Source organism: Limnospira platensis NIES-39 (assembly GCF_026000695.1).
In the GTDB taxonomy this organism is placed as follows: Bacteria; Cyanobacteriota; Cyanobacteriia; order Cyanobacteriales; family Microcoleaceae; genus Limnospira; species Limnospira platensis.
The window spans coordinates 79,972-105,137 of record NZ_AP026945.1 but is presented as its reverse complement, the minus strand read 5'-3'; the positions used below and the strand labels follow the sequence as shown (position 1 = coordinate 105,137).

The following is a 25,166-nucleotide window of genomic DNA, read 5'->3' as shown; positions in this document are numbered from 1 at the left end:
TCATCTGTCTTGCTGATCACCAGTGAAGCATGACTCAGGTTGTCTATGGGCGCGAGTGGTGTTTCTGGGATGGCTTAATCAAGACAATGCGGCGGGAGTAAAATTCGGTTGGCATCAGTGATCACCGCCTGCGGTTCGCCAAGAATGTCATAATCGATCGCCTACCAGATAGATGGCGATCAAAACCTAGCTAGGAATCCGTATTAGTCCACCACTGTGGGCTTCTCTATAATGCCGACAGTTGGCAACCTTTTCCACTCTTTGAACTCGACGGAATGCGATCGCGACGGGTTCTGATTCGAGGTAGTGGAAAATTCATCAAGGACTCATTAATTTTGATAATGTGGTGGTTTAGGATTGCTCACCTAGTGATAGGGTGAATCATATTGTGTTGGGCATCCTTACCCCACAGGTTCTGCTATGGAGTTCTTGTGATCTATGATAGTTCAAGAAACAGCATCCATGCTAACCAGAGATGGGGTGCGTTTGGATGCTGATATTTATCGCCCAGAACAGTCAGGGGAATTTCCGGTATTATTAATGCGACAACCCTATGGAAGGGCGATCGCATCCACCGTAGTTTACGCCCATCCCCAATGGTACGCCCAACAGGGTTATATCGTAGTAATTCAAGATGTGCGCGGAAGGGGAACCTCTGAGGGAGTGTTTCAACTATTCGCCCATGAATTAGAAGATGGCGTTGATACCGTCAACTGGGCTGCTAATTTACCCCATAGCAATGGCTATGTGGGGATGTATGGGTTTTCCTATCAGGGGATGACTCAAATTTATGCTGCCAGTGGCTACCCACAGGCCCTTAAAACCCTCTGTCCCGCCATGGTCGCCTGTGACCTGTATCAGGATTGGGCTTATGAAGGGGGGGCTTTTTGTTGGCAGGTTAACCTAGCTTGGGGAATTCAATTAGCCACCGAAACCGCGCGCTTGCGGCGGGATGAACCAGCCTATAGGGGTTTATATAATCTTTCCCGGCATCTGCCCTTATACGGCGAAATTCCTGCCTCTCCTGAAACCTTTACAAACCTGGCTGCTGATTCTTTCTATCATGATTGGCTACAGCAGGATCAGCCGGGAGACTATTGGCGGGATCTTTCCCCCTCCACAGATAATCTGGATTTACCCATGCTGCACATTGGCGGATGGTTTGACACCTATCTGCGGGGGACGGTTAATTTCTATCGGGATATGGCTAATCGTAGTTCATCTCCTCAGTATTTGATTATTGGACCTTGGCCGCATTTACCCTGGGGCCGACAGGTGGGTGGTGTTGATTATGGTCCAGAGGCGGTTAATCCCATTGATGAGTTACAGATCCGCTGGTTTAACCATTTTCTTAAAGGTATTGATACCGGACTTTTGCAGGAAAAACCTGTCACTCTGTTTTCCATGGGGGATAATTGCTGGCGAGAGTTTGACCAATGGCCGCAAGGGTCTAGTCAATCTTATTTTCTCACCAGTACAGGTCTAGCCGCAATTCGACCAGATTCTGGTTTACTTTTACCAGAGGATATAATCGCTTCTATGGCTGCCGAAGAAGACGAGGAAGACGAAGAAGACGAACACATTTTACCCGATACTGTGGATGTGTTTGTTCATGATCCTTTCCGTCCAGTCCCAGCCCTTGGGGGTCATGCTACATTAACTCCTGGATCTTTTGATCGTCGCGCTTTGGACTGTCGCGCTGATGTACTTACCTACACTTCTGATGCTTTACATGAGGATTTGCATTTAGTCGGAAATGTATTTGTTGAGGTTTACTGTGAAGCTGATAGCCCTAGTTTTGACTTGTGTGCAATTTTGTCAGAAGTGCGACCCGATGGGAGTGTGTGGAATTTTACTCAGGGTTATGTCAGAGTTAATCAGCCAGCCACCCCGATCCGAATTAATTTACAGCCTACCTGCATTTGTATTCCTCAATCCCACCAAATTCGTTTAAGTTTGAGTGGGGCTTGTTTTCCCGCTTATCCTGTCAATCCAGGGACGGGACAGCCCCCTAGTCAAACTCGACTCATTGATGGTCGCATTATTACTATATCCCTGAAAAGCGGCAATAGTTTTCTGTCCCGTATCATTTTGTCAGTTGATGCTGAGTGAGATAGGGTTTATCATTGCGATCGCAAAAGTTTAGCGCAAATTTAGCACGGATTTTGGCCTAAATTCATGAAAGCTGACCATCAAAATGATTCAGAATTGCGGGTGTTAGGACTACCATCAGACCAAGGAAGATGGCTACTCATTCCTTTGGGAATCACCGTTTTACTGTGTTTGGGGACCGTTTACTCTTGGAGTATTTTTAGGACTCCCCTAGAAAATGAGTTAAACCTCACCGCCACCGAAAGCCTATTACCCTATACAGTGGCGCTAGTGTTTTATGCCCTGATGATGCCAATTACAGGTTTTTATATACCTAAATTTGGGACTCGCGCCATTACAGCAGTTGGTGGGTTTGTTGTTGGGTTGGGTTATATTCTGTCTAGTTTTGCTGACAATATCATCACCATGACGATCGCCTATGGCGTGATTGCTGGGACTGGTGTCGGCATTACTTACGGAGTGCCCATGGTCGTTTCCGCCCGCTGGTTTCCCGATAAAAAAGGATTAGCCGTCGGGCTGACAATTATTGGTTTTGGCTTGTCTCCATTAATCACCGCCCCCCTCGCTAAAGCCTTGATTGATAGTTATACCGTCCGACCAACCTTGCGGGTTTTGGGTATCGCTTTTATGGTGATTATTTTGGCGATTGCTAATATAATGAAATTGCCCCCCCAAGATTGGCAACCCACTCAAAAAGTAGCCACAACATCCGTCATTCCCACCCCCGTTGTCTACCCGCCTAAGATGCTGAAAAGTCGTTCTTTTTATGGGCTATGGATATGTTATATTATTGGCGCTTTTGTGGGATTGAGTGCCATTGGTATTTCTAGCCCAGTCGGGCAAGAAATTATTGAAATAGACCCAAGATGGGCTGCGGGGAGTGTTTCCCTTTTTGCCTTGTTTAATGGCGTGAGTCGTCCCCTGTTTGGCTGGTTAAGCGATCGCTTTCCTCCTCGGTATGTGGCGATCGCTTCTTATACCCTGATTTTAATCGCCTGCATTTTAATGGTTAATGCCCAGTCCGGACAGATAGTTACCTATTTAATTGCTTTCTGTCTATTTTGGTTTTGCTTAGGAGGTTGGTTAGCCCTTGCGCCTACTACCACCCTGCGATTATTTAACCCTGATGACTACGCCCAAAATTACGGTATTGTCTTCACCGCTTACGGTATAGGCGCTTTATTAGGAACCTTGGTAGCCGGTAGTATTCGCGACTGGTTTGGTAGCTATACTTATGCCTTTTATCCCATGGGAATATTAGCCATTATCGGCACCATAGTAGCTACTTTTATGCTGAAACCAGACAAGAGTAAACCAACCAATAATTGATAATCAAACTCCCTCCGACTCCCTCTCGGTCTGGGAGAGGGTTGGGTAGCGCAGTTAAATTTGTGTTAAATTTAACCAGATTAACTAATCGGGTAGGCTAAAATGCGATCGGCATCTACTTCGGGTCATATATGAGGCTAATTAGATTAATTAGACAAAAGCTGATCAAGTCCGGGTCTCAGACTGAATTGCTAATCCATTTTGTCCTGTTAGGATTTACCATAATGGTCGCCCAAGCCATTGGTATGACCTTAGGGCGATCGCTATTTTTAGCCAAAGCCGGCGCCGAAAGTCTCCCTTTATTTTTCATCATCATGCCATTAATTTTAATGGTAGTTTCCGGTGGTTTTACCGCCATCATAGACCGCTTCAACCGTCCGCGACTGTTTCGCATTGTCTTAGCCGTCGCGGCCGTCTTAATCATCGGTATTCGGCTATTTATCAACCTCGACTTAATCCCCATTTATTTCACCCTATACATTTTCATTTGGTTAATCTATATTCTGCAATTCCGCATCGAGTTTTGGACACTTTTATCAGACTATTTCACCAACTTAGAACTTAAACAATACACAGCTATTATCTACCTGGGAACCACCGCAGGATATTTATTTGGCAGTATTTTGGTCGCCCTCATATCCGATATAGTTACCCTAGAAAATCAGCTATTATTGCTCCCTATTTGTTATGGTATATCCATCGGTCAAATTTATTATTTAGAATCCCATCAAAACCCCCTACCTACCGAATATCAAAAACCCAAAACCCAGACTTCCAATTGGTCAGAAACCTGGCAGACTTTAAGCAAACTCTCCCGCCACTATCCCATTATTATTTTTCTAATTGCTAACGTATTTGGAACCGCCCTAGTCCGAGGTATTGGAGAATTTCAATATTCCACTATTTATAGACAAGAATTCCCCGATAAACAGGAACTCGCCACCTTTTTAGGGTATATTACCGCCGCCCTAACCGCCATTCAATTTCTGATTATTTCTGTAGGGACAACTCCCCTAATCAAAAAATTAGGAGTTCCTCGGACTAACTTAGTCTATCCTGTCATGTTATTAGGCAGTTTTATCGGACTCTTATTTAGCTATAATCTCACCGCCGCCGTCGGAATGCAGCTTACCTATAGAACCCTATTTTATAGTATTTTCCTGCCTCTCACCAACCTTAATTATAATGCCGTTCCGACTAGGTTTGGCGGTAGGTTGCGCGTGTGGGGAGAGGGTTTATTTTCCCCATTAGGACAATCTATAGCTGGCATAATTCTAATGGTATTTTTAGGATGGATTAACCCCTATCAAGTCGTGTGGGTAGGAGTAATTCTCAGTGGTTTCTTAGTAGTTATTGGTTACTTCACCGGAAAAAGCTATGTCCAATCACTTTTGGGAATGTTACGGTCAGGGTCAGTTAACCTAAGTAGAGTGGAAGATGGGTTGTATCTCTCCAATAAATATCGCCCAGAAGTGCGCCAGCTTCTCCAAGATAAGAACCCGCAAAATCAAGTGTTAGGATTAGAGTTACTTCCTTATCTCGAAAACCCCAGGGATTTTTCATCTGATATTGAAAATATTTGGGTCAATGCTGATGACCAAGTGCGTCGGGCTGTCATTCGGTTATTTACCACTAAAAATATGGGCAATAACCTGGAATTTAAAAGCCTCCTATCTTCCCCCAAACCGAAAGTCCGCAGTATGGCTTTAGAATTGTATATCGCCACAGGTTCCCCCCTGTCTGCGAGTCGCCTACAAACCTTATTACAGGATGAAAGTTCCGAAGTGCGCGCCTTGGCTTGTGTGGCTATTTCTCAGATTGAAATTGATGGTTCAATTCAAGAACTTTATCACCAAGTTTGTCCCACTCAACCCGATATTCCTACCCGGAGAGCATTATTAAGGGCGGCGGGAGAAAGTCGTAACCCTAAACTAATTCCTCTGTTAACAGAAGTCCTGAAAAATGCCCCCCCAGATATTAAGCGTAAGGGTTTATTGGCTTTGGTTGAATTGTGCGATTATGAACCTCTTAAATGCGGACAAATTGCCGCATATGAACTTAATCACAATAGCCCTTCCGTGAGGATAGCAGCTTTACAGGTTTTCCAGAAAATTGATGATCAACAATGGTTAATTACAGTTTCTCGCTATTTGGAAGATGAGGATATCGCCGTCAGACAACAGGCGGCTAAAACTCTGAGTTGTTATGGTAATCAAGGATTAGCAGTATCGCGATATTACCTTTTATCATCCCGTCCTGAAGTCGTGAAATCCGCGATTTTAGCTATTGGTTTGGTGCGGACAAAAACCGCTGAGAATATTCTTTATAATTTTATCCAGTCCGACTTAAAATTGATTAATCGCACCCGGATATGGCAACAACATATTGATGCTGATAACTCCCTTTTTGAAATGTTGCAAGTCGCTATCATAGACTACCAAAATTCTATAATTGAACGAGTATTTTATATCCTCTCTAGTTTGGGACAAGAATCAACTGTCAATGCTGCTAAAGTTTTGTTATCAAGTTCTGATAAAAGAGCGCGTTCTCATGCCGTGGAAACCTTGGTTTCTTTGAAACAAGGGCGGTTTCTTCGTCCTCTAATGCCACTGTTAGAAAAAATGGCAACCGGAGAAAATCTCACCGCTTCTCAGGGAATTTCTAATATTAAAAAATACTCGGTTTTATTGGAGGTTTTAGAGACCAACAATCATTGGTTAAAAATGGGGGCTTTGATGGCTTTTGCGGGTATTCCTGGGGCGATCGCTCAATCTGACCCTGACCCGATTATCAGTAAAATCGCCCAATCTTTAGTATTAAAACCTCAGCAGTTATCAATTTCGGAGAATTTTATGATTGACCGCTTACTGTTACTCAAAAATGTTTCCCTATTTCAAACCTTGTCCTTAGATGAAATTTTGCTAATTGATAATGCTTTGGAGTCCGCCGAATATTTACCCGGAGAAATTATCTTTTCCGAGGGAACTTTGGGAGAACGTTTTTATATTATTGTCCAGGGAAAAGTCCGCATTGTCCGAGAAGTTGAAGGGGAGGAAAAAGAGTTAGCCCTATTAGAAGCAGGTCAACATTTTGGCGAGATTTCTTTGTTTGAAGACTTTTTGCGATCAGCTAATGCGATCGCTGCTGAACATTGTGTATTACTCACCTTAGAAAAAACCCGTTTTGTAAGTTTAGTAACCCAGCGCCCCCAAATTCTTTGGGAAATTTGTAAATTCCTCAGCCAGCGCCTGCGGGATGTCAACTTAACCGCCCGTTAAATAGCCCTATCAGGGGTGATTATACATCAAAACCCCTGATAATTATCCCCTTTAATTAGCCGTCAATAACTCCGCTAATCCCAAATATTTAACCCCTTGGGGAGTCACATCAAAACGACAGGGCAGAATTTCGACTCCCGCCGCGATCGCCTCCTTAAATAAACTCCCATAAACCGGGTCTGCTGCATCTCCGGGCGCGAATTTCGGACAATCTCCACGATTAATAAAATACAACATTACCGCCCGATCGCCACCCTTCACAATATCAATTAACTCCCTTAAATGTTTTTGTCCTCTCTCAGTTACCGTATCAGGAAATAAAGCCAAATCCCCCTGACACCAGGTAGTATTTTTGACCTCCAGATAAATCAGTTGGTCGTCTCCTTCTAACAGAAAATCAACCCGACTTTTACCCCCCACGCCATATTTAACTTCTCGCCTCACATTTGTATATCCCCCCAACTGAGAAAATAAGTGTTTTTGCAAAGCGATCGCCACAATTCGATTAGGAAGACTCGTATTAATTCCCACCCAAGTAGGTTGATGATCTCCCACTTGGATTAATTCCCAAGTGTAGGCTAATTTGCGCTTAGGGTTATCACTCTTCGACACCATCACCGGATTTTCGGGAATACAAACCCCCGTCATCGGGCCAGTATTGGGACAATGGGCGACAATCACCTCCCCAGAATTTAACTTAATATCTGCTATAAGTCGTTTATAGCGCTTAATTAACACCCCTCCATAAAGTTCCCCTAATGAATAAATCAAAGATTCGCTCATGATGACTTGCAAAATAATCCTAAACTGAGTTATAATTTTAACAGTAAATTGGCGAAATTAGGATAGACCAAATATGACCACTACCGCCCAGTCGCCCTCCCAGCCCAATCATTTCCCCACTTTAGAAGCCATCCGATATGGATTACCTAATATTTGCGGTTGGGAAGCAGATATCACCGCCGTAGTGAATCATAGCGATCGCCTTTTTCAACCCCTTAGCTACCTCAACCTAGACCAAACTACCGCCGGATTTGCTTGCGCCCTCCATATGCACCAACCCACCATTCCAGCGGGCGAAAATGGCGCATTAATTAGCAACCTGCAATATATGTTTGAACACCCCCACCAAGGCGATAATCATAACGCCGAACCCTTCGCTTGGTGTTATAAACGTATGGGGGAATTTATCCCCGAATTAGTAGCCAATGGCTGTCATCCTCGGATTATGTTAGACTATTCCGGTAACTTGCTATGGGGACTGCAACAAATCGGGCGAAATGATATCCTAGACACCCTCAAAAATATTACCTGTAACCCCCAATACTGGGTGAATGTGGAATGGTTGGGCACTATGTGGAGTCATGCAGTCATTCCCTCCACTCCAATTCGTGATATCAAATTACATATTCAGGCTTGGCAACATCATTTTGCCGCTATTTTTGGCAAGGATGCTTTAGCCAGAGTCAAAGGTTTTTCACCCCCAGAAATGCACCTCCCCAACCATCCTGATACACTCTATGAATATATTAAATCCCTCAAAGAATGTGGTTATAAATGGTTAATGGTGCAGGAACATTCGGTAGAACGCCTAGACGGTTCCCCACTGCATCATGATGATAAATATATTCCCAATCGTTTAATCGCCCGCAATTCGCAGGGAGAAACAGTTAGTATAATTGCCTTAATTAAAACCCAGGGTTCTGATACCAAATTAGTGGCACAAATGCAACCCTATCATGAAGCCAATGGTCGGGGATTACAAAAATTAGGGGAATACATGGTTCCCAGTTGTGTGACTCAAATTGCTGACGGGGAAAATGGCGGCGTGATGATGAATGAATACCCTAGGGATTTTATCCCTCTCTGGTCTCAGATTAAAAATAATGGTCGGGGAACTCCTGGGGTTGTAGGTTTAAATGGTACGGAATATTTAGAAGTGTTAGAAGCGGCGGGAGTGCAGCCAGAAGACTACCCGACTTGTCAGGCGATACAACAGCATCGAATTTGGGAAAAGGTAGATTCTATTACGCCGGAAGCTGTGGAAAATGCGATCGCTCATTTACAGGAAACAGACCCCCAATTTCATATAGATGGTGCATCGTGGACTAATCATCTAAGCTGGGTAAAAGGATATGAAAACGTATTGGAACCCATGAACCAACTTAGTGCTGATTTTCACCGCAAATATGACCCCCTAGTTAAGCAAGACCCCACCACAACCCGCCAACCAGACTATCAGCAAGCCTTGTTATATAACCTACTATTACAAACCAGTTGTTTTCGCTATTGGGGACAGGGAATGTGGACGGACTACGCCAGGGAAATTTACCACAGAGGTCAACAGTTAGTTAATTGATAATTTATCATTTATCATTTAATAAACCCACCATTACCAATATGTAGGGGCGGGTTCCACGGTCAATTAAATCGGACCACCAGGGGATAAATAAACCCGCCCCCACCCGCCATTATCACCATTATCAATTATCATTACCAATATGTAGGGGCGGGTTCCACGGTCAATTAAATCGGACCACCAGGGGATAAATAAACCCGCCCCCACCCACCATTATCACCATTATCAATTATCATTACCAATATGTAGGGGCGGGTTCCACGGTCAATTAAATCGGACCACCAGGGGATAAATAAACCCGCCCCCACCCACCATTATCACCATTATCAATTATCATTACCAATATGTAGGGGCGGGTTCCACGGTCAATTAAATCGGACCACCAGGGGATAAATAAACCCGCCCCCACCCACCATTACCAATATGTAGGGGCGGGTGCCACGGTCAATTAAATCGGACCACCAGGGGATAAATAAACCCGCCCCCACCCGCCATTACCAATTATCATTATTAATATGTAGGGGCGGGTGCCACGGTCAATTAAATCGGACCACCAGGGGATAAATAAACCCGCCCCCACCCGCCATTATCAATTATCATTACCAATATGTAGGGGCGGGTTCCACGGTCAATTAAATCGGACCACCAGGGGATAAATAAACCCGCCCCCACCCACCATTACCAATATGTAGGGGCGGGTTCCACGGTCAATTAAATCGGACCACCAGGGGATAAATAAACCCGCCCCCACCCACCATTACCAATATGTAGGGGCGGGTTCCACGGTCAATTAAATCGGACCACCAGGGGATAAATAAACCCGCCCCCACCCGCCATTATCACCATTATCAATTATCATTACCAATATGTAGGGGCGGGTTCCACGGTCAATTAAATCGGACCACCAGGGGATAAATAAACCCGCCCCCACCCACCATTATCAATTATCTTAGCCTTTCTTTTTGTCATATTCACGTTTGAGTAAACCAGCGATACCGAAGGCTAAACCAGTTCCCAAGATGGTAAAAGGTTCTGGAACCGCAGTAGTCTCAAAATCAAATTGTGCAGTGTTGTTGGTTTGGTCAATTCTAATTAAGCCTTGAAAACCACCTGTACCTTTAACTTGATTATCGCTTTTAAATAGGGCTTCAGCCGCGATATTAACAAACCTCATACTACCTGAGATGAAGTCATCCTCAATACTAATTGATCTTAAATCCATAGACCATTCAGATAAACCGCCCACGTCATCAAAGCGCAAGAAATCAATAACTTGATTAGTGCTGCCGAAGTCTGTATCTCTAATGATATAACGAGAGTCAATTGCTGAATTAGTGGTATAGTCAACAAAAACCCCTGTAGCTGTATGGTTATCAATACCAAAATTACCAGTAGGACCCCCGGCATTACCAGCAGCATCTAGGAAGTCGAAATTTAGGGAGGTGCTATTATCGCCAATTACGGTAAAAATGGAGTTGGCTGTAAAGCGATCGCCTGGGGAAAAAGTCAAGGCTTGAGCGGGTGCAGCAGCTAGGAATGATAGACTAGCAATGGATAGAGAAACTGTGGCACATTGGACCTGATGTTGTAGTTTCATCTTCTGTCAACCCTATTTTCCTAAAAGAATTATGCTTTTAGTATGGCAACTCTCCAGGCCAATGTCTAGCACACTTAGGGCATTTTATCAACACATTACATAAAAATACGGTTCAGCTTCACATAAAAGGGGGTTTTGTAAAGCAGCAACCGTAAAATCACGGTATGACCCCAACCGAAAAACAAACCCGCCCCTAGGTTGATGTTTCTGACGGGCAGGCTTAGTATATGTCAACTGGTGAGAAACCTTAACAGGCTGTTGATAGCCTTAGCTTTCCTTTTTGGAGGGTTGACGTTTCAGCAAGCCAGCCATCATTCCGAAAGCGACTCCAGCGCCAATAATGCCCATGGGTTCGGGGACAGAAGTAACTTCAAAATCAAATTGTGCGGTATTGAATTCGCGGTCAATTCTGATCAAGCCTTGATAGCCGCCGCCACCTTGTGCTACATTATCGCCTCTAAACAGGGCTGTGGCATAAATATCGACAAACCGCATATTATTAACAGCACTATCGCTGACGACATTGATGGATGTCAAATCCATAGACCACTCATCTAAACCGCCAAGACCATCATTAAAGGTTAAGAAGTTGGCTACTTGGGTGGCGCTACCAAAATCAACGTTTTGAATGGTATATTCTGAGCGAACTTGGGAACCTGTGGTGTAGTCTACAAAAGAACCCACAGCAGTAAAGTTATCAATGCCGAAGTTCCCCGGCCCACCAGTGTTGCCGTCTACGTCGAGGAAGTCAAAAAATAGAGATGTGGAAGAATCTCCGACTAATGTAAATTGGGCGTTGGCGGTAAAGCGATCGCCAATATTAAATGTAACAGCTTCAGCGGGTGAGCTGGTTAAAACAGATACGCTGGCAACAGATGCAGCAATGGCAGCAAATTTAATTTGATTTGATAAATTCATTCTCGGTGTGTCCTGTGTTAATAACTTGCTATAACTGCATTCTGGCAAGTCCCCACAGTTACTGTCTACCCCTAAAAGCTGATTTTACGAAGACATTACATAAAAATACGGTTCAGCTTCACATTAAAGGGGGTTTTGTAAAGCATGACCCGTAAAATTACTGATGCGCCCCAGTGTCTGTAGTTAAAAATACTGACATGACATAGGGCGACAACAGAGAGGCGCTTAGGCTTTGAGGCTAGATTGCTTTTTCTTCTTGTCGTGTTCACGCTTGAACATACTGCCAAAACCCAAAGCCATACCTGTACCCAAAATAGTCAGAGGTTCGGGGACTTGTTCGATATTGTCTACACCGCCGCCTGCGCCAGCTAATTCAAAGCTACCGTCAGTAGTTTGGAATTTAACGGGAAAATCAAGGAGGTTCGCGCCAATGGTAGTGGTCCCGTTGGTAAAGTCGCCTCCAATCCTTAATCGTAGACTATCAGATGCACCAGCAGCTAAAGCACTGTTCTGGGAACCACCATTACAACCCTGGGTGAAAATACAGATGTCAATTTGTTTAAAACCACCGGGGAAGGTTTGTTGACCGCTCCTAACTTGAGCCCCACTGAAGTTAGTGCCACTTTGTAGGAGTTCAACACTGGTGGCGTTGGGGTCGATACCGAATCCAAAACTAACAATACCAGCTTCGGTAAATGTTTGGGTGAGTGCTGTGGTGTTGCTAATATTGATGGTCAGGTCGAGATAGCTACTGGTAAAGCTATCAACCTTAAAGGTAGAAAATGCACTCAGGTCTTGACTCAGGCCGCCGGAACCATCAAAATTTTTATCCAAAAACCAATCAATCCGAAAGGTTGATCCTATATCATTGGTGGTAACTCCGACCTGCCACAGGTCTTGTTGGGGATTTCCGGCTTGATCTCCGGTTCTGGTAATATTAAAGGCGGCAGCGGGTAAAAATGCGGAAGAAACGATGGCTACACTGGTGGCTAATAAAGCTGTACCAAATAAATAATTTGTTTTCATGGGTGGGAATAGGTTTTAGTTGAAAGGATGTTTGTAGTAATCAAAAATATTAACTACATAAGTGATATATATATGAAATTGAAGGAAAAAAAAGATGATCGGAGGCAATTTGTCTATAATTTTACAAAGTCGATCGCTTATCTTTACATAATATGGTCAATTGTAAATCTTTGACAGGATGATTGACTAATCGCTAAATATGTGGTAAAAAAGCACGGCTCAAGCTATCAGTATGAGGGGGAATTTGTTGGCCAAGTTAAAATACCCCGATCGCCATCTAATTCTACTTGTAAGCCGACAGGTAAAATAGCGTTGGGGCCGTCGTGACCAAAGCTAAGATTAGCGACAATGGGGATATTCAGGTCAAAAAGGCGATCGCGCAATACTTGTTCTACGGAAAAATCCCCAGGGGAGTTAAAGGGAGACCCGGACTGACTAAAGCGCCCCAAGGCGATACCAAGGACACCCTCAAAGGCTCCTATGGTGCGCCAGTAGGTTAACATTCTATCTAGGCGGTAGGGTTCCTCGTTGACATCCTCAAAGGCGAGGATAGCATTAGTTAAATCCGGTTGGTGGGGGGTTCCTAATAGATAGGTAGCCACAGTTAAATTACCAGGAAATAGGCGACCGCGTACTTTACCGCCGCCCCACCCGTCTCCGTGGAGAGGTTTTAAGGGTTTACCTGCTAGATAGTCAAATAAACGAGCGATCGCCCAATCAGGTTCTTGGGCTAAAGTGGTTAAAACCGGGCCATGAATGCCTAAAATATTTTCCTGTCGGGACAAAGCCCACAATAGGGCGGTAATATCAGAAAACCCGATTAAAAACTTGGGGTTAGTGGAGGGGGGAATATCAGCAATAGACAACCCTTCCAGGAGTCTAGTCGCGCCATAGCCTCCCCTAGCACAGAGAATACCTCGGCTGTAGTCATCGCCAATGGCATCTAAGAGTTGACGGCGGCGATCGCTATCGGTTCCGGCGAAATAACCCCAACTGCGATCGTAACCAGAAGTGAGGCTAATTTGATATCCTTGCGATCGCCAAATATCTAAACCTGTTTCTACAGATAATGGTTCCCGAATTTTGCCACTCGGAGCAATGACGCGCAAGTGATCGCCGGGTTTTAACTCCTCAAATGTCATGGTCGCTATCATCCTCCTGAGTAGAATCATTAGGGGAACTATCGGGTAATTCTGGGGGGGTGTCTGCTGCTATTAACACCTGATCAGATTCGGAAATATCGGAACTTTCGAGTATAGGTTGACTCAAAGTCCAGTTATCAAAAATATCCTTTAATACGGCTTGTTCCAACCAAGTTTTGGTGACGACGGCCAAAGGAAGGGCGAGAACCAAACCCCCAAATCCCAGAAATCTGGCAAAAAACAATTGTGCCATCAAGGTAGCGGCTGGGAGTAGAGAAATTTGTCTCTGCATAATCATGGGACTGAACCAATAACTCTCCAAGTTCTGAATAATAATATATGCGACCAAGACTAAAAAGGCTTTACCGGGGGAGTCTAAAAGAGCGACGGAAACGGGAAATACGACACTCAAGGTGGGGCCGATATTCGGAACTAGGTTAAACACGCCAGCTAACAAGGCATGGGCGAGAACAAATTCGACATTTAATATGGTTAAACTGATATAACTCAGAGTAGCGATAAACACAGAGTTAATGGCAATTCCGCGCATCCACTGCAAGAGGGAAATTTCACAGAGACCCAAAATTTCATCGGCTCGGCGGCGATAAAAGGAGGGAAATAAGCGCACCACTAGCCGCCGATAGGAGGCGGGATTGGCGACTAACATGAGGGTAAAAACAAAGATTAATAGACCCTGTAGGAGTGTGTTAACGGAGAAGTTAAAGACGGCGAAGAAATTGCCGAGGATATTCTGAGCAAGGGGCCCAACTTGTCTAGCAATTTCGGTAAAGCCGGGGAGTCTCAAGTTAATTTCTGGGAGCCAAATCGGAGGTTGTTGGAGGGTTAAATCAATCCAACGGCTGAATCTTTCATAGCCTCTAGGAACCAAGTTGAGCAGTTGTTGAAACTGGTCTAAAAAGGGAGGCATAATTAGACTAAAAAACATAATGCCCAAAAAGGAAACTAAGCTGATAGCTAGGAAGACGGCTTTACCGCGACTCAGCCTAAATCGTTGTAGCCAGCGCACTAAACCATTAAGGGCGATCGCCAAGATAACTGAAGTAAATAACAGTAAGAGAATATGTCGAAATTCCCATAAAATGGTTAGGGAAATGGCTAGAAATAAAAAGGCGATCCAATCTCCAAGTTTCACTATTTAACTCCCATTGATGCGCTTGCCAACTATGATGATGGTGTTAGATTATCTGATTTTGCCTGTAAATTTGCAGATAATTTATGTTCGCCATCTAACAGAAACAACCAAACCACTACTACCAACCAGTGAAACAAAACTGGAATTAACAAAGACCCGGTTAAAGTATAGGCGATCGTGCAAGCTAATCCCAAAATTGTAGCTAAACTTAAAAATGGGGTTTGGCAAAAGGTAGGATTTCCGGCTCGATTATAAGTTAAAGCGGCGATGGGGTGGGAAATTATAAACAGAATGAGGCTGAAAGCCGCCCAAAATAGCCATATCAGGGGCGAGAGAGCTTCTGTGGGGGGAGGTATTAACAGCACGCGAAAGAGGGTTTCCTCAAGCAGTGCGGGGGTGATAAATAGCCAAATCATAGCCCCTAGGAGTCGCAGGGGGTGAAAATCTATGGGGTTCCATTTGAGAAAATTCATGGAGAAGCCGAGGGGAAGGGCGATCGCACTATAAACCAGAAAGGTGGCGGCTAAAATCCACCAATCTGATGGGGTGGGAAGGGCTGTGGCCATTGCTAAACGGTTTAAGAGATTTGCCAAAATGGACATTTGATAAGCACCTCTAAATTTAGGCGATCGCCATAGCTATTTGTTAGCGTTGGCTAAATTGTCCTAACTGTTGGGTGAAGGATTCCCAGAAAGCCTGTTCTTCTCCGATTCTGGTAGTATTTAAACCAGCGTTAAGACTACCTCGGAGGTTTTGGTAATAAGTATCATCTAAAAATGTGATCTCAAGACCAGCGATCGCTAATCTTCGCTGCAAGTCTTCCTGGGTGTAATCTCGGCCATCAATCAAAGCCCCTCGCGGGTCAGACACCAATAATTTGCCATTGACAAACACCGAATTAACCGGGTTCGGCCACCAAGCATATCCGGTATAACCAAACATGGCTGGGACTTCCACAATTTGCTCATCATTAAGTTTAAATTCCTCTTTTAACTGATTAATTAAAGGGGTGATTTTGTCACGATGCAACCTCAAATTATGCTGAATTAATAGTTCATTATTCAGGGCGGCTCTCACTGTGGTTTGGGTGCTTAAACTGCGATTAATTGCTGCGCCTTCGTAACCGGTTTGGGCTAATTGCCGCAATAAATTTACCCCTTCTTGGGGACTAACGACTAGCATTAAGGGTTTACCTGATGCTGTCGGAACAAATGTAATTAGTTCATCTACTTGGCGAGTAATTAACCAAGATGTGTCAATTTCTACGGGGGGCCACTGAACTTGTTGGGCTTCTAAAAAGGCTAAAATATCGGGATTGATAGTTTCGCCGTCGGCTTTTCCGTAGTAAATACGCCCCATAGGATAGCCGGGAAGAGGTGGGGTAACATTAAGGTTGCCATAGAAATCTAACCATTGATTTGGGGAGTCAATTTCGCGGGGTTCTCCTATTTCAGCCCAACCAAAATTTCGCCCTAATAAGGATCTGGCATAATCACCACCGCCAGGGGGACTTAAAGCTACATTGTATTGACGCAAACCATCAGGACTGGGAAATTGTACATAGCCAATGGCGGTGCTATCTCGCATCCAGACGGTTTCTCCTGGGGTAATACGGGTGGGGGTTCCGGTGGGAGCGATCGCATCTTGTAGGGCTTCTACTACGTCTTGATTCACACCGCGATCGCTTATATGTACCTGGGAAACGGGGGCGGTATTAGGAGACATAATCCAAGGTGCGACACCCATTTGGATTTGGTCAGAGGCGATTTCTGTGTCATTTTTACGGGCGATCGCTTTGACATTGACCAAGCCACTCCATTGACCATCAGCGAATTGTTTAGCTTCCACACCGAGGATAATAGTAGGGCTAAATTCCAGGGGAGAAGCACCGGACAAATCAATATATTTCCAGCCGCCAATAGTTTTCTGGAACATATTAATCCGGCGGCGGGAGGCTTCATCAACGCTAATATATATATCTGCGTCTTGATATTCTTCGGAAATCTTAAAGTGAATTTGGGCTAAATCTGCCTCATCATATTCGCCATTAACAATGCGATCGTGACTGTCGGGAATACCACTGCGATCGTCATCATCATTATTAAACAGAATTAAGGGTCCAGCAGATAATGACCATTGGCTAGGGCGCATTTTGTCGAGAGCATCAATTACCCCATCTCGGTTAACATCAGCATGGAGAGCAAAACCGGGAAACTTGGGTTCAGCGACAGAAAACTGAGCAATTTCTCCTGTAGTAGCGGTCGGTTCAGCTTCTGGTTGACTAGCTAGGGCTCGTTGATAGGTGACAATGGCTAAATAGCCCTGGTATTCAACAATTTTGTCAATGGCTTGGGGTTGAATTAAACTATCTGCGGGAATTTGTCGCAAGGAGTCGATCGCACCTATCCACAACTGTTGTGCCATTTCCCAATCCTTGACGGTGGGGTTAGGATATTTGCCAATTTCGACTGCTTCGAGTGCTAATTGGGAGGCTTGTTTCCAGTGTTGGCTGGCTTTTTCTTCGTTACGAATGCGGCTTTCGGTTTGGCGTAGGGCTTGCCGCCAACTCTGATATTGTTGCAGTTGTAGTTCATATTGCCAGGCTTCCTGAACTACCAGGGGGTCAGGGGGGCCAGATACTTGGTCAAGTTGGGCTTGTAGGCGATCGCGTAATTCATATAATTGAGCCACAGATTGGGGATTTTCCCGCACTGTTTCTAAGCGATCTAAGCTAGAGGAAGTTCTGCCATATTCCGATAAGCGAGTTTCCAATTCCCAGATCTTATATTCTACAGGCCCCTCTGTCTCCGCTGCTAGTTGAGCCACTGCATGAGGCGCGGGTACTAAGATAATCCCCACCACAACGCCCAATGTATTGACTAATGCCATCGCTATGTACCGCATCCACCCCATAGTTAACTCCTCAAGCGACGACATTGATTTTACCAGAAAGGCAGTGGGATTTATGCAGAAAGCAAAGTTTGAGGATTGGCGGAAATTTCATCGATGTTATCCACAATTTCAAACACCCTATCTAGTTGGGTAATTTCCAATACCATCTTAGCCACATCCCCCAGGTGGCAAACCACTAAACGACAACCCAATTTTTTAGCTGTTTTTTGAGCCACCACTAAAGCCCCCAAACCAGAACTATCGATAAATTCTACATGGCTCATATCTATGATCCAAAGTCTGGGTGGTTCATAAGTGATTGACAAAAACTGTTTTTTCAGTTCTTCTGAACCTTGGGAATCTAATTTATTCTGAGGCCGAATGATCCAGGGTTTGTTAGCACTCATGACTATTTCTCCTATGTCTAATGAATTTTTGAAAAGTTTTTGGTCAACCTACCACACTTGCCTTTAGACGAGGTAGTTATAGGAAAGATTCCCCTGGTGACAACTACATGGTATCTGACCGAGGTGCCAAATATGTTGTCGTAGGTAACAAAAAATGTGTGTTGGCGATCGCCCCTGCCACACCCAGGGGAGAGTTCCCCCGAGATTAACCACCACAGCTATGGCGGTTATCGAATGCAATATAGCTAAAAATATTATACTATTGTAAAGAATTGCGAAAAAAATATGAAGACACCATTGAATGTCCTTTGAAGTTGTATCACTGGAAACAATTAAGGCGATCGCCCATGAATATGGCTATTGGGCGGTTTTCGGCGGTATCGCCCTAGAAAATGCCGGGGTTCCTCTACCGGGAGAAACTATCACACTGGTGGGGGGATTCCTAGCCGGGAGTGGAGAACTTAACTATTGGTGGGTTCTCGGTTGTGCGATCGCAGGTGCCATCCTAGGGGATAACTGCGGTTACTGGGTAGGGCGCTGGGGTGGTTGGCCGTTTTTGTGTTTATTGGGTAAGTTATTCCGCATCAAGGAAGAACAACTAATTGAAGTCAAAGACCAATTCAGCCAAAATGCAGCTAAGGCCGTTTTTTTAGGTAGATTTGTGGCCCTCCTGCGAATTTTTGCCGGCCCCCTAGCCGGAATTGCTGGGATGAAATACTGGAAATTTTTTCTATGTAATGGTGCTGGGGCGATACTCTGGGCTTCTGTAATGGTTAGCCTTGCCTATTTTGTCGGTCAGGTTGTCCCTTTACCCCAATTAGTTTCTTGGGTGGGTGAATTTGCGATCATTGCTCTGTTATTGGTGGTGGCTTGGTTTGTGATTCCCATGTGGTGGGAGTCTCGCCAGGCGAAAAATATTTAGGGATACAAAAAAAATCCCCGCTCTCCTATGAACGGGGAACCTAGGTAAAATTAACAGAGGCTCAAATTAGCTCTAGCTGCGATCGTTAGCCAAAACCGGCTCAAAACTAGGAACGACCAGTTCATCATTTTGTTTGGTCAACTGGTTGTAAAGCAGCTCTGTATTGGGGAAATTAGCAGCAGGAAGCGTGGGGAAACGCCGATAAGGAACAGTATCCTCGCCAAACACCTGAGCATACTCCATGCTGTTAACCATTGCGCCAATAAACGCCTTCAGACCCTGAGAAGCCAAGATTTGGTTATACTTGCGAATCTCCGCCTGATTAAGGGGAGCGCGACCCAAGAAGTGCTTAGTTCCCAACTCAATCACCTTAGTATTGGGATAGGGAGTGTAGAACTCGCGGATATACAAAGCAGAAGCTCCCAAGGCTTCGACGAACTCCTTAACGGTAATTTCGCCATTACCAAGTTTACTTTCGAGAGCGGTAAACTCTTTCTTAGTAACATAGGGGTCAATATCTCGCTCGAAAATCTGCCGATAGATAGCACCAATTGTAGTTTGGAGCGCCACCTTATCAGTCACATTGGTGAGTTTAAACACCTTAGACTGTTCGCGACGCTTGTTAACTCCCTGTTTAATCTGGTTATCGATTTCCAGTTCACCTTTCATCTGGTCAGTAGGAGTTCCCAACTCCACAAACCTGGGAGTAGGTTCGTCTTTAACCATAGTCATCTTCTCAGCCAGGGTTCCCACACGCATAGAACGCAGAGACAGACCACCCGGAGTCAGATAACGCTCATAGGGAATAGTATCTTCCCCAAAGGCTTCGTTATACTCAACGGAATCAATAATGGCATCCACCAGAGCATAGAAACCCTTTTTAGAGCAAAGGTCAAAGTAGGAATTCATTTCCTGTCGTCCATAGGTGGGTCGTCCCAACAGACGGCGGTGAATGTATTCGATCGCCTTACAAACATAAAGGGAAGTCCAATACATATTGCGGAACACATCAGACTTCGCCAGAATGCGGATAAACTCCCGAACCGTGATATCCCCATTTTCCAGCTTAATCTCAGCCACAGTTTGGCGCTGACCAGAATAGAGTTCCCGACCAAACACCTGCAAATAAGCCGCTCGGATCACCTTCTGAGTGGAACTTTCAGAGAACTTAACACTAGCGCCACTGTTCCCACCCTTGTTGCTAAATTTACTCGAAATATAACCACCGGGAAGTTGATCGAGCTTAAACACCTTGGGACCGAGAGAACCCGGAGCATTCCCACGAGCGCCAGGGTTGCTCAATTGGTTATCAATTCCGGCTCCATTGTGAATTAGAATCCGGCGAGTATCCTTACCAAAGGGAGCCGGACGATTTTTGGGAGAGCGGGTTTCTTTCGGGAAAATCGCCCCAAACTGAATTTCTAAAGGATCGTTACCAATACCATAGACGTGCTGATCTCGCAGAGGCTGTTTATAGTCACCAAACAGAGTAACAAACTGCGGAACCTTACGGAAAGGCGCACTGTAGTTAAACAGGTCAATTTGAGGACCCCAGTTGCGGCACTCTTGGGCTTCCGTACCCAGACCCCGCAGATAGGGCACGGTTTCTTCACCAAAGTAATCAGCATACTCGGTTGAATCAACCATAGCATCCACCAGAGCAGCCAAACCGCCTTTAGTGACGATCGCAAAATATTTGCTAAACTCTTCTGGAGAACTCAAACCCCGTCCCAAGAAGTGACGCGCCGCCAGTTCCACCACCCGGCTGTTGACAAACCGCGAGTAGAACTGCTGGCGATACAGAGGAGACTTACCCAAACGACGGATAAACTCCTTAGTGCTAATTTCGCCATTTTTAAACTTGGATTCCAGGTCAGAAATTCCTTGGCTATAAGCGCGGGTAATATCACGCTCAAACACCTGCCTATAAGCAGCTTTCACCACATCTAGTTTTTCTGATGAAGACATACCCGACTTCATCACAAACTTCTGGCGAGCCTCAGCCGCATTAAAGTAAATCTGAGGCAATTCCAAGCCTTGCTGATCAACACTCTGACCTTGACGGACTTTGTTAGAAGGGGTTGCGCCTTCAAATTCGCTAATCAGAACATTGAAGTATTGCAGGGCAATTTCCTGACCTTCTTTGTCATTTTGCAGATATCCCAGAGCCGATCGCCGCATTTCCTGTAAGGCCACCAAAGTCGCCGCACTAGAACAGGCATTTTCGATAATTTCCCGCAAACCACGCACGTTAACCGCGATGATATTAGGATCACCCGCCACGATCGCGTAAGTGGTATAACGCAAGAACCAGCTCAAATCCCGCAGGGATTTAGTCATATTTCCCGGACCATAGCGGGAGACATTAATGGGACGGAACCCCGGCGGCAGGAATACTGCAGGGCCAGTTCCTGAATCTTGGAACAGGGACTTTATACCATCAAAGAAGCCACCTCCCCGGTTGTCCACATAGGAAATTGTTCCCAGCTTCATCCCTTCGGCGACTTCCATATCCCCACTACCCGCCGCAGCCATAGCCATTTCTGGCTCTTCGGGTCTTTCCAAAAACGCCAAAGGGGAGCCTCCCGTAAAAATCCGGTTAGCTGCCCTAGACACAATTAATTCTGCGTTTTGGGTGAGAACTTGGGCGATCTCCAGACGTTTGGCCCCAGAACTAAAGTAAGTTGCTAAATCACTAAGTTCAGTTTTCCCCAAGTAGCGATCTTGTTGTTCGGCTTGAGAAATTGTTGAAACTGGGACGGTTTTGTAAAGTTGCGGACGCGCAACTGAGCTGCCACCACTTGCCTTAACACTCATTCGATCTCTATCGCTCCCTATTCACAGTCATTACACTACGGGCATATTACATACACCCTATAACAGGTCATTCTACCCAAGCTCAAGGATCACTTAGACTCCACCGCCAAGTTGAACTGGCTGGGGCTATTGCTCCTTGAGTTGTTAACCTGGTTAATCTTTTTACAGATAATTACAGCTAAAATGTTTTTGGCTGCAATCCTCGCATTTTATTAAATCGCGTATCCAGACCTATTGTATAGACTTACCAGAACTTATCTGAGAAAAAACGATAAGTTTTGTTACATGACCAACACCCTAGAGATTTATGGTCTACTGGGGGCGATTGTAGGGTATTCTGAAAAAGCACGTTCGCTTGCTTGCTTGGGTTGTTGTCTGTTGGTTTTGATCATGGAAGAAATTAGCGCTGCTGTCAAACGGCTTTACGATATTTACCCTTTTCCCCCCGACCCTTTGTTAAATGAACCGCCACCGGGTTATAACTGGCGCTGGTGTTGGTCAGCAGCCTATGGATTTTGTACGGGACAAAAACCCCAAAAAACCAAAATTCGGATTTTGGATGCCGGTTGTGGGACGGGTTCGAGTACGGAATATCTGATTCAGCTTAACCCAGAGGCTGAGGTTTTGGGTATTGATTTGAGTTCAGGAGCGATCGCTACCGCTCAAGAACGCTGTCGGCGCTCCGGGATATCTACTCGGGGAACTCCAGAGCCTCAATTTAAACAGATGAGTCTCTATGATGTGGGACAACTCGAGGGAGAGTTTGATTTGATTAACTGTGTGGGGGTACTCCATCACCTACCAGACCCCATTCGGGGTATCCAAGCCTTGGCTTCTAAATTAGCGCCCGGGGGATTATTACATATTTTTGTTTATGCTGAGTTGGGTCGCTGGGAAGTGCGACTTATGCAGCAGGCGATCGCCTTACTACAAGGGGACAAACGCGGCGATTATCACGACGGCGTAAATGTGGGGCGCAAAGTTTTTGAAGCCTTACCCGAAGATAACCGTCTAGTCCTGTATGAGTCCGAACGTTGGGCTCTGGAAAATCAGCGAGATGAGTGTTTTGCTGATATGTATGTCCATCCCCAAGAAATTGACTACAACATTGACACTCTGTTTGAGTTGATTGATAGCTCTCAATTGGAATTTGTCGGTTTTTCTAATCCTGAGTATTGGGATATTAATCGCCTGATTGGTAAATCCCCCGAACTTATCGAAAGGGTGGAAAATTTAAGCGATCGCCAACTATATCGCCTCATTGAGTTATTAGACCCCCAAGTTAGCCATTATGAGTTTTTCCTGGCTCGTCCCCCTGTACCCAAGGCTAATTGGTCTGATGATAGCGCTTTATTAGCTGCCATTCCTCAGTTAACCTACTGTTTGAATGGTTGGCCGAGTCAAACAGTATTTGATTGCAATTATCACCTGGTGACATTATCAGATGATGAGTTTGAGTTTCTCAAAGCCTGTGAAACTAATTCAACTGCTGATGGTACCGTAGAAAATCCCCGCACTGTCGGTGATATTCTGGCTGCTGTCCAACTCGATATTTCTGGAGTGCGATCGCTCCTATCTCGACAGTTTATCCTCCTAACTCCCACCTCTTAGCAGGGGGGGTGAATCAATCAATATTAGCCAGATTCATAATCACTGCCTCCAAGCCAGAAACTACCCTAGCGAGGTGGTTATAGTTAACCATTGCTGGGGTATCTTCCTGGCTGTGATAGTAGGGATAGCGAAACATAGCCGTATCCGTGACCATAATTCCCGGATAACCCTCCTGCCAGAAAGACCAATGATCCGACCAACCCGCACCCGGAACCGTATTAGGTAAAATCGAGCCTTCTGAGGGAAACAGCGTATGGGTACGGAATGCTTTAACTACTTGCCGGACTAATCCCCCAGACGCGAAGTTACCAACAAATGCGATAAAGTTTCCAGTAATCGGGTAAATATTATTTAATAGCCCCAGGGGGTAGGTTTGACTTCCAGGAGTGTCCGAGTAGTAGCCCATTGTTTCTAAACTCAGCATCGCCACTATTTTCTCATTTCTTTCTCGCGATCGCTTTGCATAAACCCAACTTCCCATGTCTGGAGTCCAGCTAAAAGGCGGTTCTTCATTCACAAATTCCACAAATCTTAGAGTTTTTTGGGGATGGGTTGGCGCGAAATAATCGGCTAGTGCTAAGACCGCCGCCGCTCCTGATCCGTTATCATTAGCCCCAGGAGATCCTACCACAGAATCATAGTGAGCCCCAATCACTATAATTTCTTCCCCCAGGGCTTCCCCTGGTATTTCTACCTCTAAATTGGTAAATTGGCGATCGCCAATCAGATATTCTTGGCGTTGGACTGTATAACCAGCTTGGGTTAGTCTACTTTCCAGGTAAGCCTCAGTTTTAAGAAGATTATCATAATATATATAGTTGTGTTCTCCCGCCCCAGCGATCGCTTCTACGTCTTGTCGTAGGCGATCGCTAACTTCTTCCTCGTGTCTTGTCAGGGGTGGAAGTGTACCTCTGTAGCTTTTTCCTGGCATCAATATCATGATTACTCCCCTTTCCCATAGTAGGGCGATCGCTAGACTTATCAATCACGAAAATAACTTCGGTGTACCTTAGCACAGTAAATGTTAATCATTTCCCAACTTAATGATAGATTAAGTCTATCATCTTAATGGAGTCCACGCTTCATGCTACCTGTCACCATTGGAATACGGACAATCCTCACCCGATTTTGTCGTTTGTTAATTGTGATTACCATTGAATCATGGCTTCTGAGTGGTTATCTGAATTTTTCCCCCCGTAAAAGTGTCGAATATGCCGCCGTCATTAATTTGTTAGCCGAAATCATAGGAATTATGAGTTTTTTTATAATAAAGGCAGTTATTCCTGGCTTTGTTCATAAAGATTTTATCGTCTATATAATGGTCGGAGAAACTCCCCAATTTTCCCTAACCTTGTTACTCATTACGATGGTTTATTTTTTGTTGTATTTAGCCATTAAAATGAATGGATTTGCCTTGTATAAATTTTTATGCGAAATCCCACCGCAAAAAGATAAGCCTGAGCCAAAAAAATCTCAAAGTCCTCTGATTTTTTCCATGAATCAGGAAACTCAAATCATTATTCGCTCTCTTGTCCGCGCACACACTATTAGTTATGTGTGTATTATAGCCTTAACTGTACTACAAGCTAACGAGGTTTCATAA

General features: G+C 44.8%; 18 protein-coding genes. 7 read left to right on the top strand and 11 right to left on the bottom strand.

Features of this window, described 5'->3' with window-relative positions:
* Positions 1-438 precede the first annotated feature (438 nt).
* The 3 genes from N39L_RS00555 (at position 439) to N39L_RS00545 (ending at position 6,719) form a co-directional block, all read left to right on the top strand.
* Positions 439-2,112: a CocE/NonD family hydrolase gene (locus tag N39L_RS00555; RefSeq protein WP_014273963.1), complete on the top strand. Its 1,674-nt coding sequence runs from the start codon at positions 439-441 to the stop codon at positions 2,110-2,112.
* 66 nt (positions 2,113-2,178) lie between these two features.
* Positions 2,179-3,441, top strand: a complete 1,263-nt coding sequence (locus N39L_RS00550; protein WP_014273962.1) for an L-lactate MFS transporter — start codon at positions 2,179-2,181, stop codon at positions 3,439-3,441.
* A 131-nt stretch (positions 3,442-3,572) separates the two neighbouring features.
* Entirely contained in the window at positions 3,573-6,719 is a 3,147-nt protein-coding gene (locus N39L_RS00545) for a HEAT repeat domain-containing protein (RefSeq protein WP_014273961.1), read from the top strand.
* 51 nt (positions 6,720-6,770) lie between these two features.
* Here the strand turns inward: N39L_RS00545 and sfsA are convergent, their stop codons facing one another.
* Positions 6,771-7,502 carry a DNA/RNA nuclease SfsA gene (gene sfsA / locus N39L_RS00540; RefSeq protein WP_006618568.1) on the bottom strand — a complete coding sequence of 244 codons (732 nt, stop codon included), beginning with the start codon at positions 7,500-7,502 and terminating at the stop codon, positions 6,771-6,773.
* Positions 7,503-7,575: 73 nt separating this feature from the next.
* On the opposite strand from sfsA, the gene N39L_RS00535 reads away from it, so the two are divergent.
* Positions 7,576-9,078: a hypothetical protein gene (locus N39L_RS00535; RefSeq protein WP_014273959.1), complete on the top strand. Its 1,503-nt coding sequence runs from the start codon at positions 7,576-7,578 to the stop codon at positions 9,076-9,078.
* Positions 9,079-10,027: 949 nt separating this feature from the next.
* Here N39L_RS00535 and N39L_RS00530 read toward each other — a convergent pair.
* The 8 genes from N39L_RS00530 to N39L_RS00495 form a co-directional block, all read right to left on the bottom strand.
* Positions 10,028-10,675: a PEP-CTERM sorting domain-containing protein gene (locus N39L_RS00530; protein WP_006616011.1), complete on the bottom strand. Its 648-nt coding sequence runs from the start codon at positions 10,673-10,675 to the stop codon at positions 10,028-10,030.
* A 267-nt stretch (positions 10,676-10,942) separates the two neighbouring features.
* Positions 10,943-11,593 carry a PEP-CTERM sorting domain-containing protein gene (locus N39L_RS00525; protein WP_006616012.1) on the bottom strand — a complete coding sequence of 217 codons (651 nt, stop codon included), beginning with the start codon at positions 11,591-11,593 and terminating at the stop codon, positions 10,943-10,945.
* Positions 11,594-11,818: 225 nt separating this feature from the next.
* On the bottom strand, positions 11,819-12,619 hold the full coding sequence (locus N39L_RS00520) for a cistern family PEP-CTERM protein (protein WP_006619780.1): 801 nt from the start codon (positions 12,617-12,619) through the stop codon (positions 11,819-11,821).
* 227 nt (positions 12,620-12,846) lie between these two features.
* A complete protein-coding gene (locus tag N39L_RS00515; protein ID WP_006619781.1) occupies positions 12,847-13,761 on the bottom strand; it encodes a S66 peptidase family protein in 915 nt (304 codons plus the stop codon).
* Positions 13,751-14,914, bottom strand: coding sequence for an AI-2E family transporter (locus N39L_RS00510; RefSeq protein ID WP_006619782.1), 1,164 nt, complete (start codon positions 14,912-14,914; stop codon positions 13,751-13,753). Before N39L_RS00510 ends, N39L_RS00515 begins: the two co-directional genes overlap by 11 nt.
* A 29-nt stretch (positions 14,915-14,943) precedes the next feature.
* On the bottom strand, positions 14,944-15,516 hold the full coding sequence (locus N39L_RS00505) for a CPBP family glutamic-type intramembrane protease (protein ID WP_006619783.1): 573 nt from the start codon (positions 15,514-15,516) through the stop codon (positions 14,944-14,946).
* Between the two features lie 43 nt (positions 15,517-15,559).
* Positions 15,560-17,827, bottom strand: a complete 2,268-nt coding sequence (locus tag N39L_RS00500) for a protein-arginine deiminase domain-containing protein (protein WP_006619784.1) — start codon at positions 17,825-17,827, stop codon at positions 15,560-15,562.
* Positions 17,828-17,877: 50 nt separating this feature from the next.
* On the bottom strand, positions 17,878-18,213 hold the full coding sequence (locus tag N39L_RS00495; protein WP_006619785.1) for an STAS domain-containing protein: 336 nt from the start codon (positions 18,211-18,213) through the stop codon (positions 17,878-17,880).
* Positions 18,214-18,514: 301 nt separating this feature from the next.
* Between N39L_RS00495 and N39L_RS00490 the strand changes: the two genes are divergently transcribed.
* Positions 18,515-19,135 (top strand): DedA family protein, encoded by a 621-nt coding sequence (locus N39L_RS00490; RefSeq protein ID WP_006619786.1) that lies wholly within the window; start codon positions 18,515-18,517, stop codon positions 19,133-19,135.
* Positions 19,136-19,207: 72 nt separating this feature from the next.
* Here the strand turns inward: N39L_RS00490 and N39L_RS00485 are convergent, their stop codons facing one another.
* Complete coding sequence (locus tag N39L_RS00485) at positions 19,208-21,952, bottom strand: phycobilisome rod-core linker polypeptide (RefSeq protein WP_014273958.1); 2,745 nt, start codon at positions 21,950-21,952, stop codon at positions 19,208-19,210.
* A 390-nt stretch (positions 21,953-22,342) separates the two neighbouring features.
* On the opposite strand from N39L_RS00485, the gene N39L_RS00480 reads away from it, so the two are divergent.
* Positions 22,343-23,563, top strand: coding sequence for a class I SAM-dependent methyltransferase (locus N39L_RS00480; protein WP_035736181.1), 1,221 nt, complete (start codon positions 22,343-22,345; stop codon positions 23,561-23,563).
* A gap of 13 nt (positions 23,564-23,576) precedes the next feature.
* On the opposite strand, the gene N39L_RS00475 is transcribed toward N39L_RS00480, so the two are convergent.
* On the bottom strand, positions 23,577-24,503 hold the full coding sequence (locus N39L_RS00475) for a M28 family peptidase (RefSeq protein WP_035736175.1): 927 nt from the start codon (positions 24,501-24,503) through the stop codon (positions 23,577-23,579).
* Positions 24,504-24,647: 144 nt separating this feature from the next.
* Between N39L_RS00475 and fraC the strand changes: the two genes are divergently transcribed.
* Complete coding sequence (gene fraC / locus N39L_RS00470) at positions 24,648-25,166, top strand: filament integrity protein FraC (RefSeq protein WP_006619790.1); 519 nt, start codon at positions 24,648-24,650, stop codon at positions 25,164-25,166.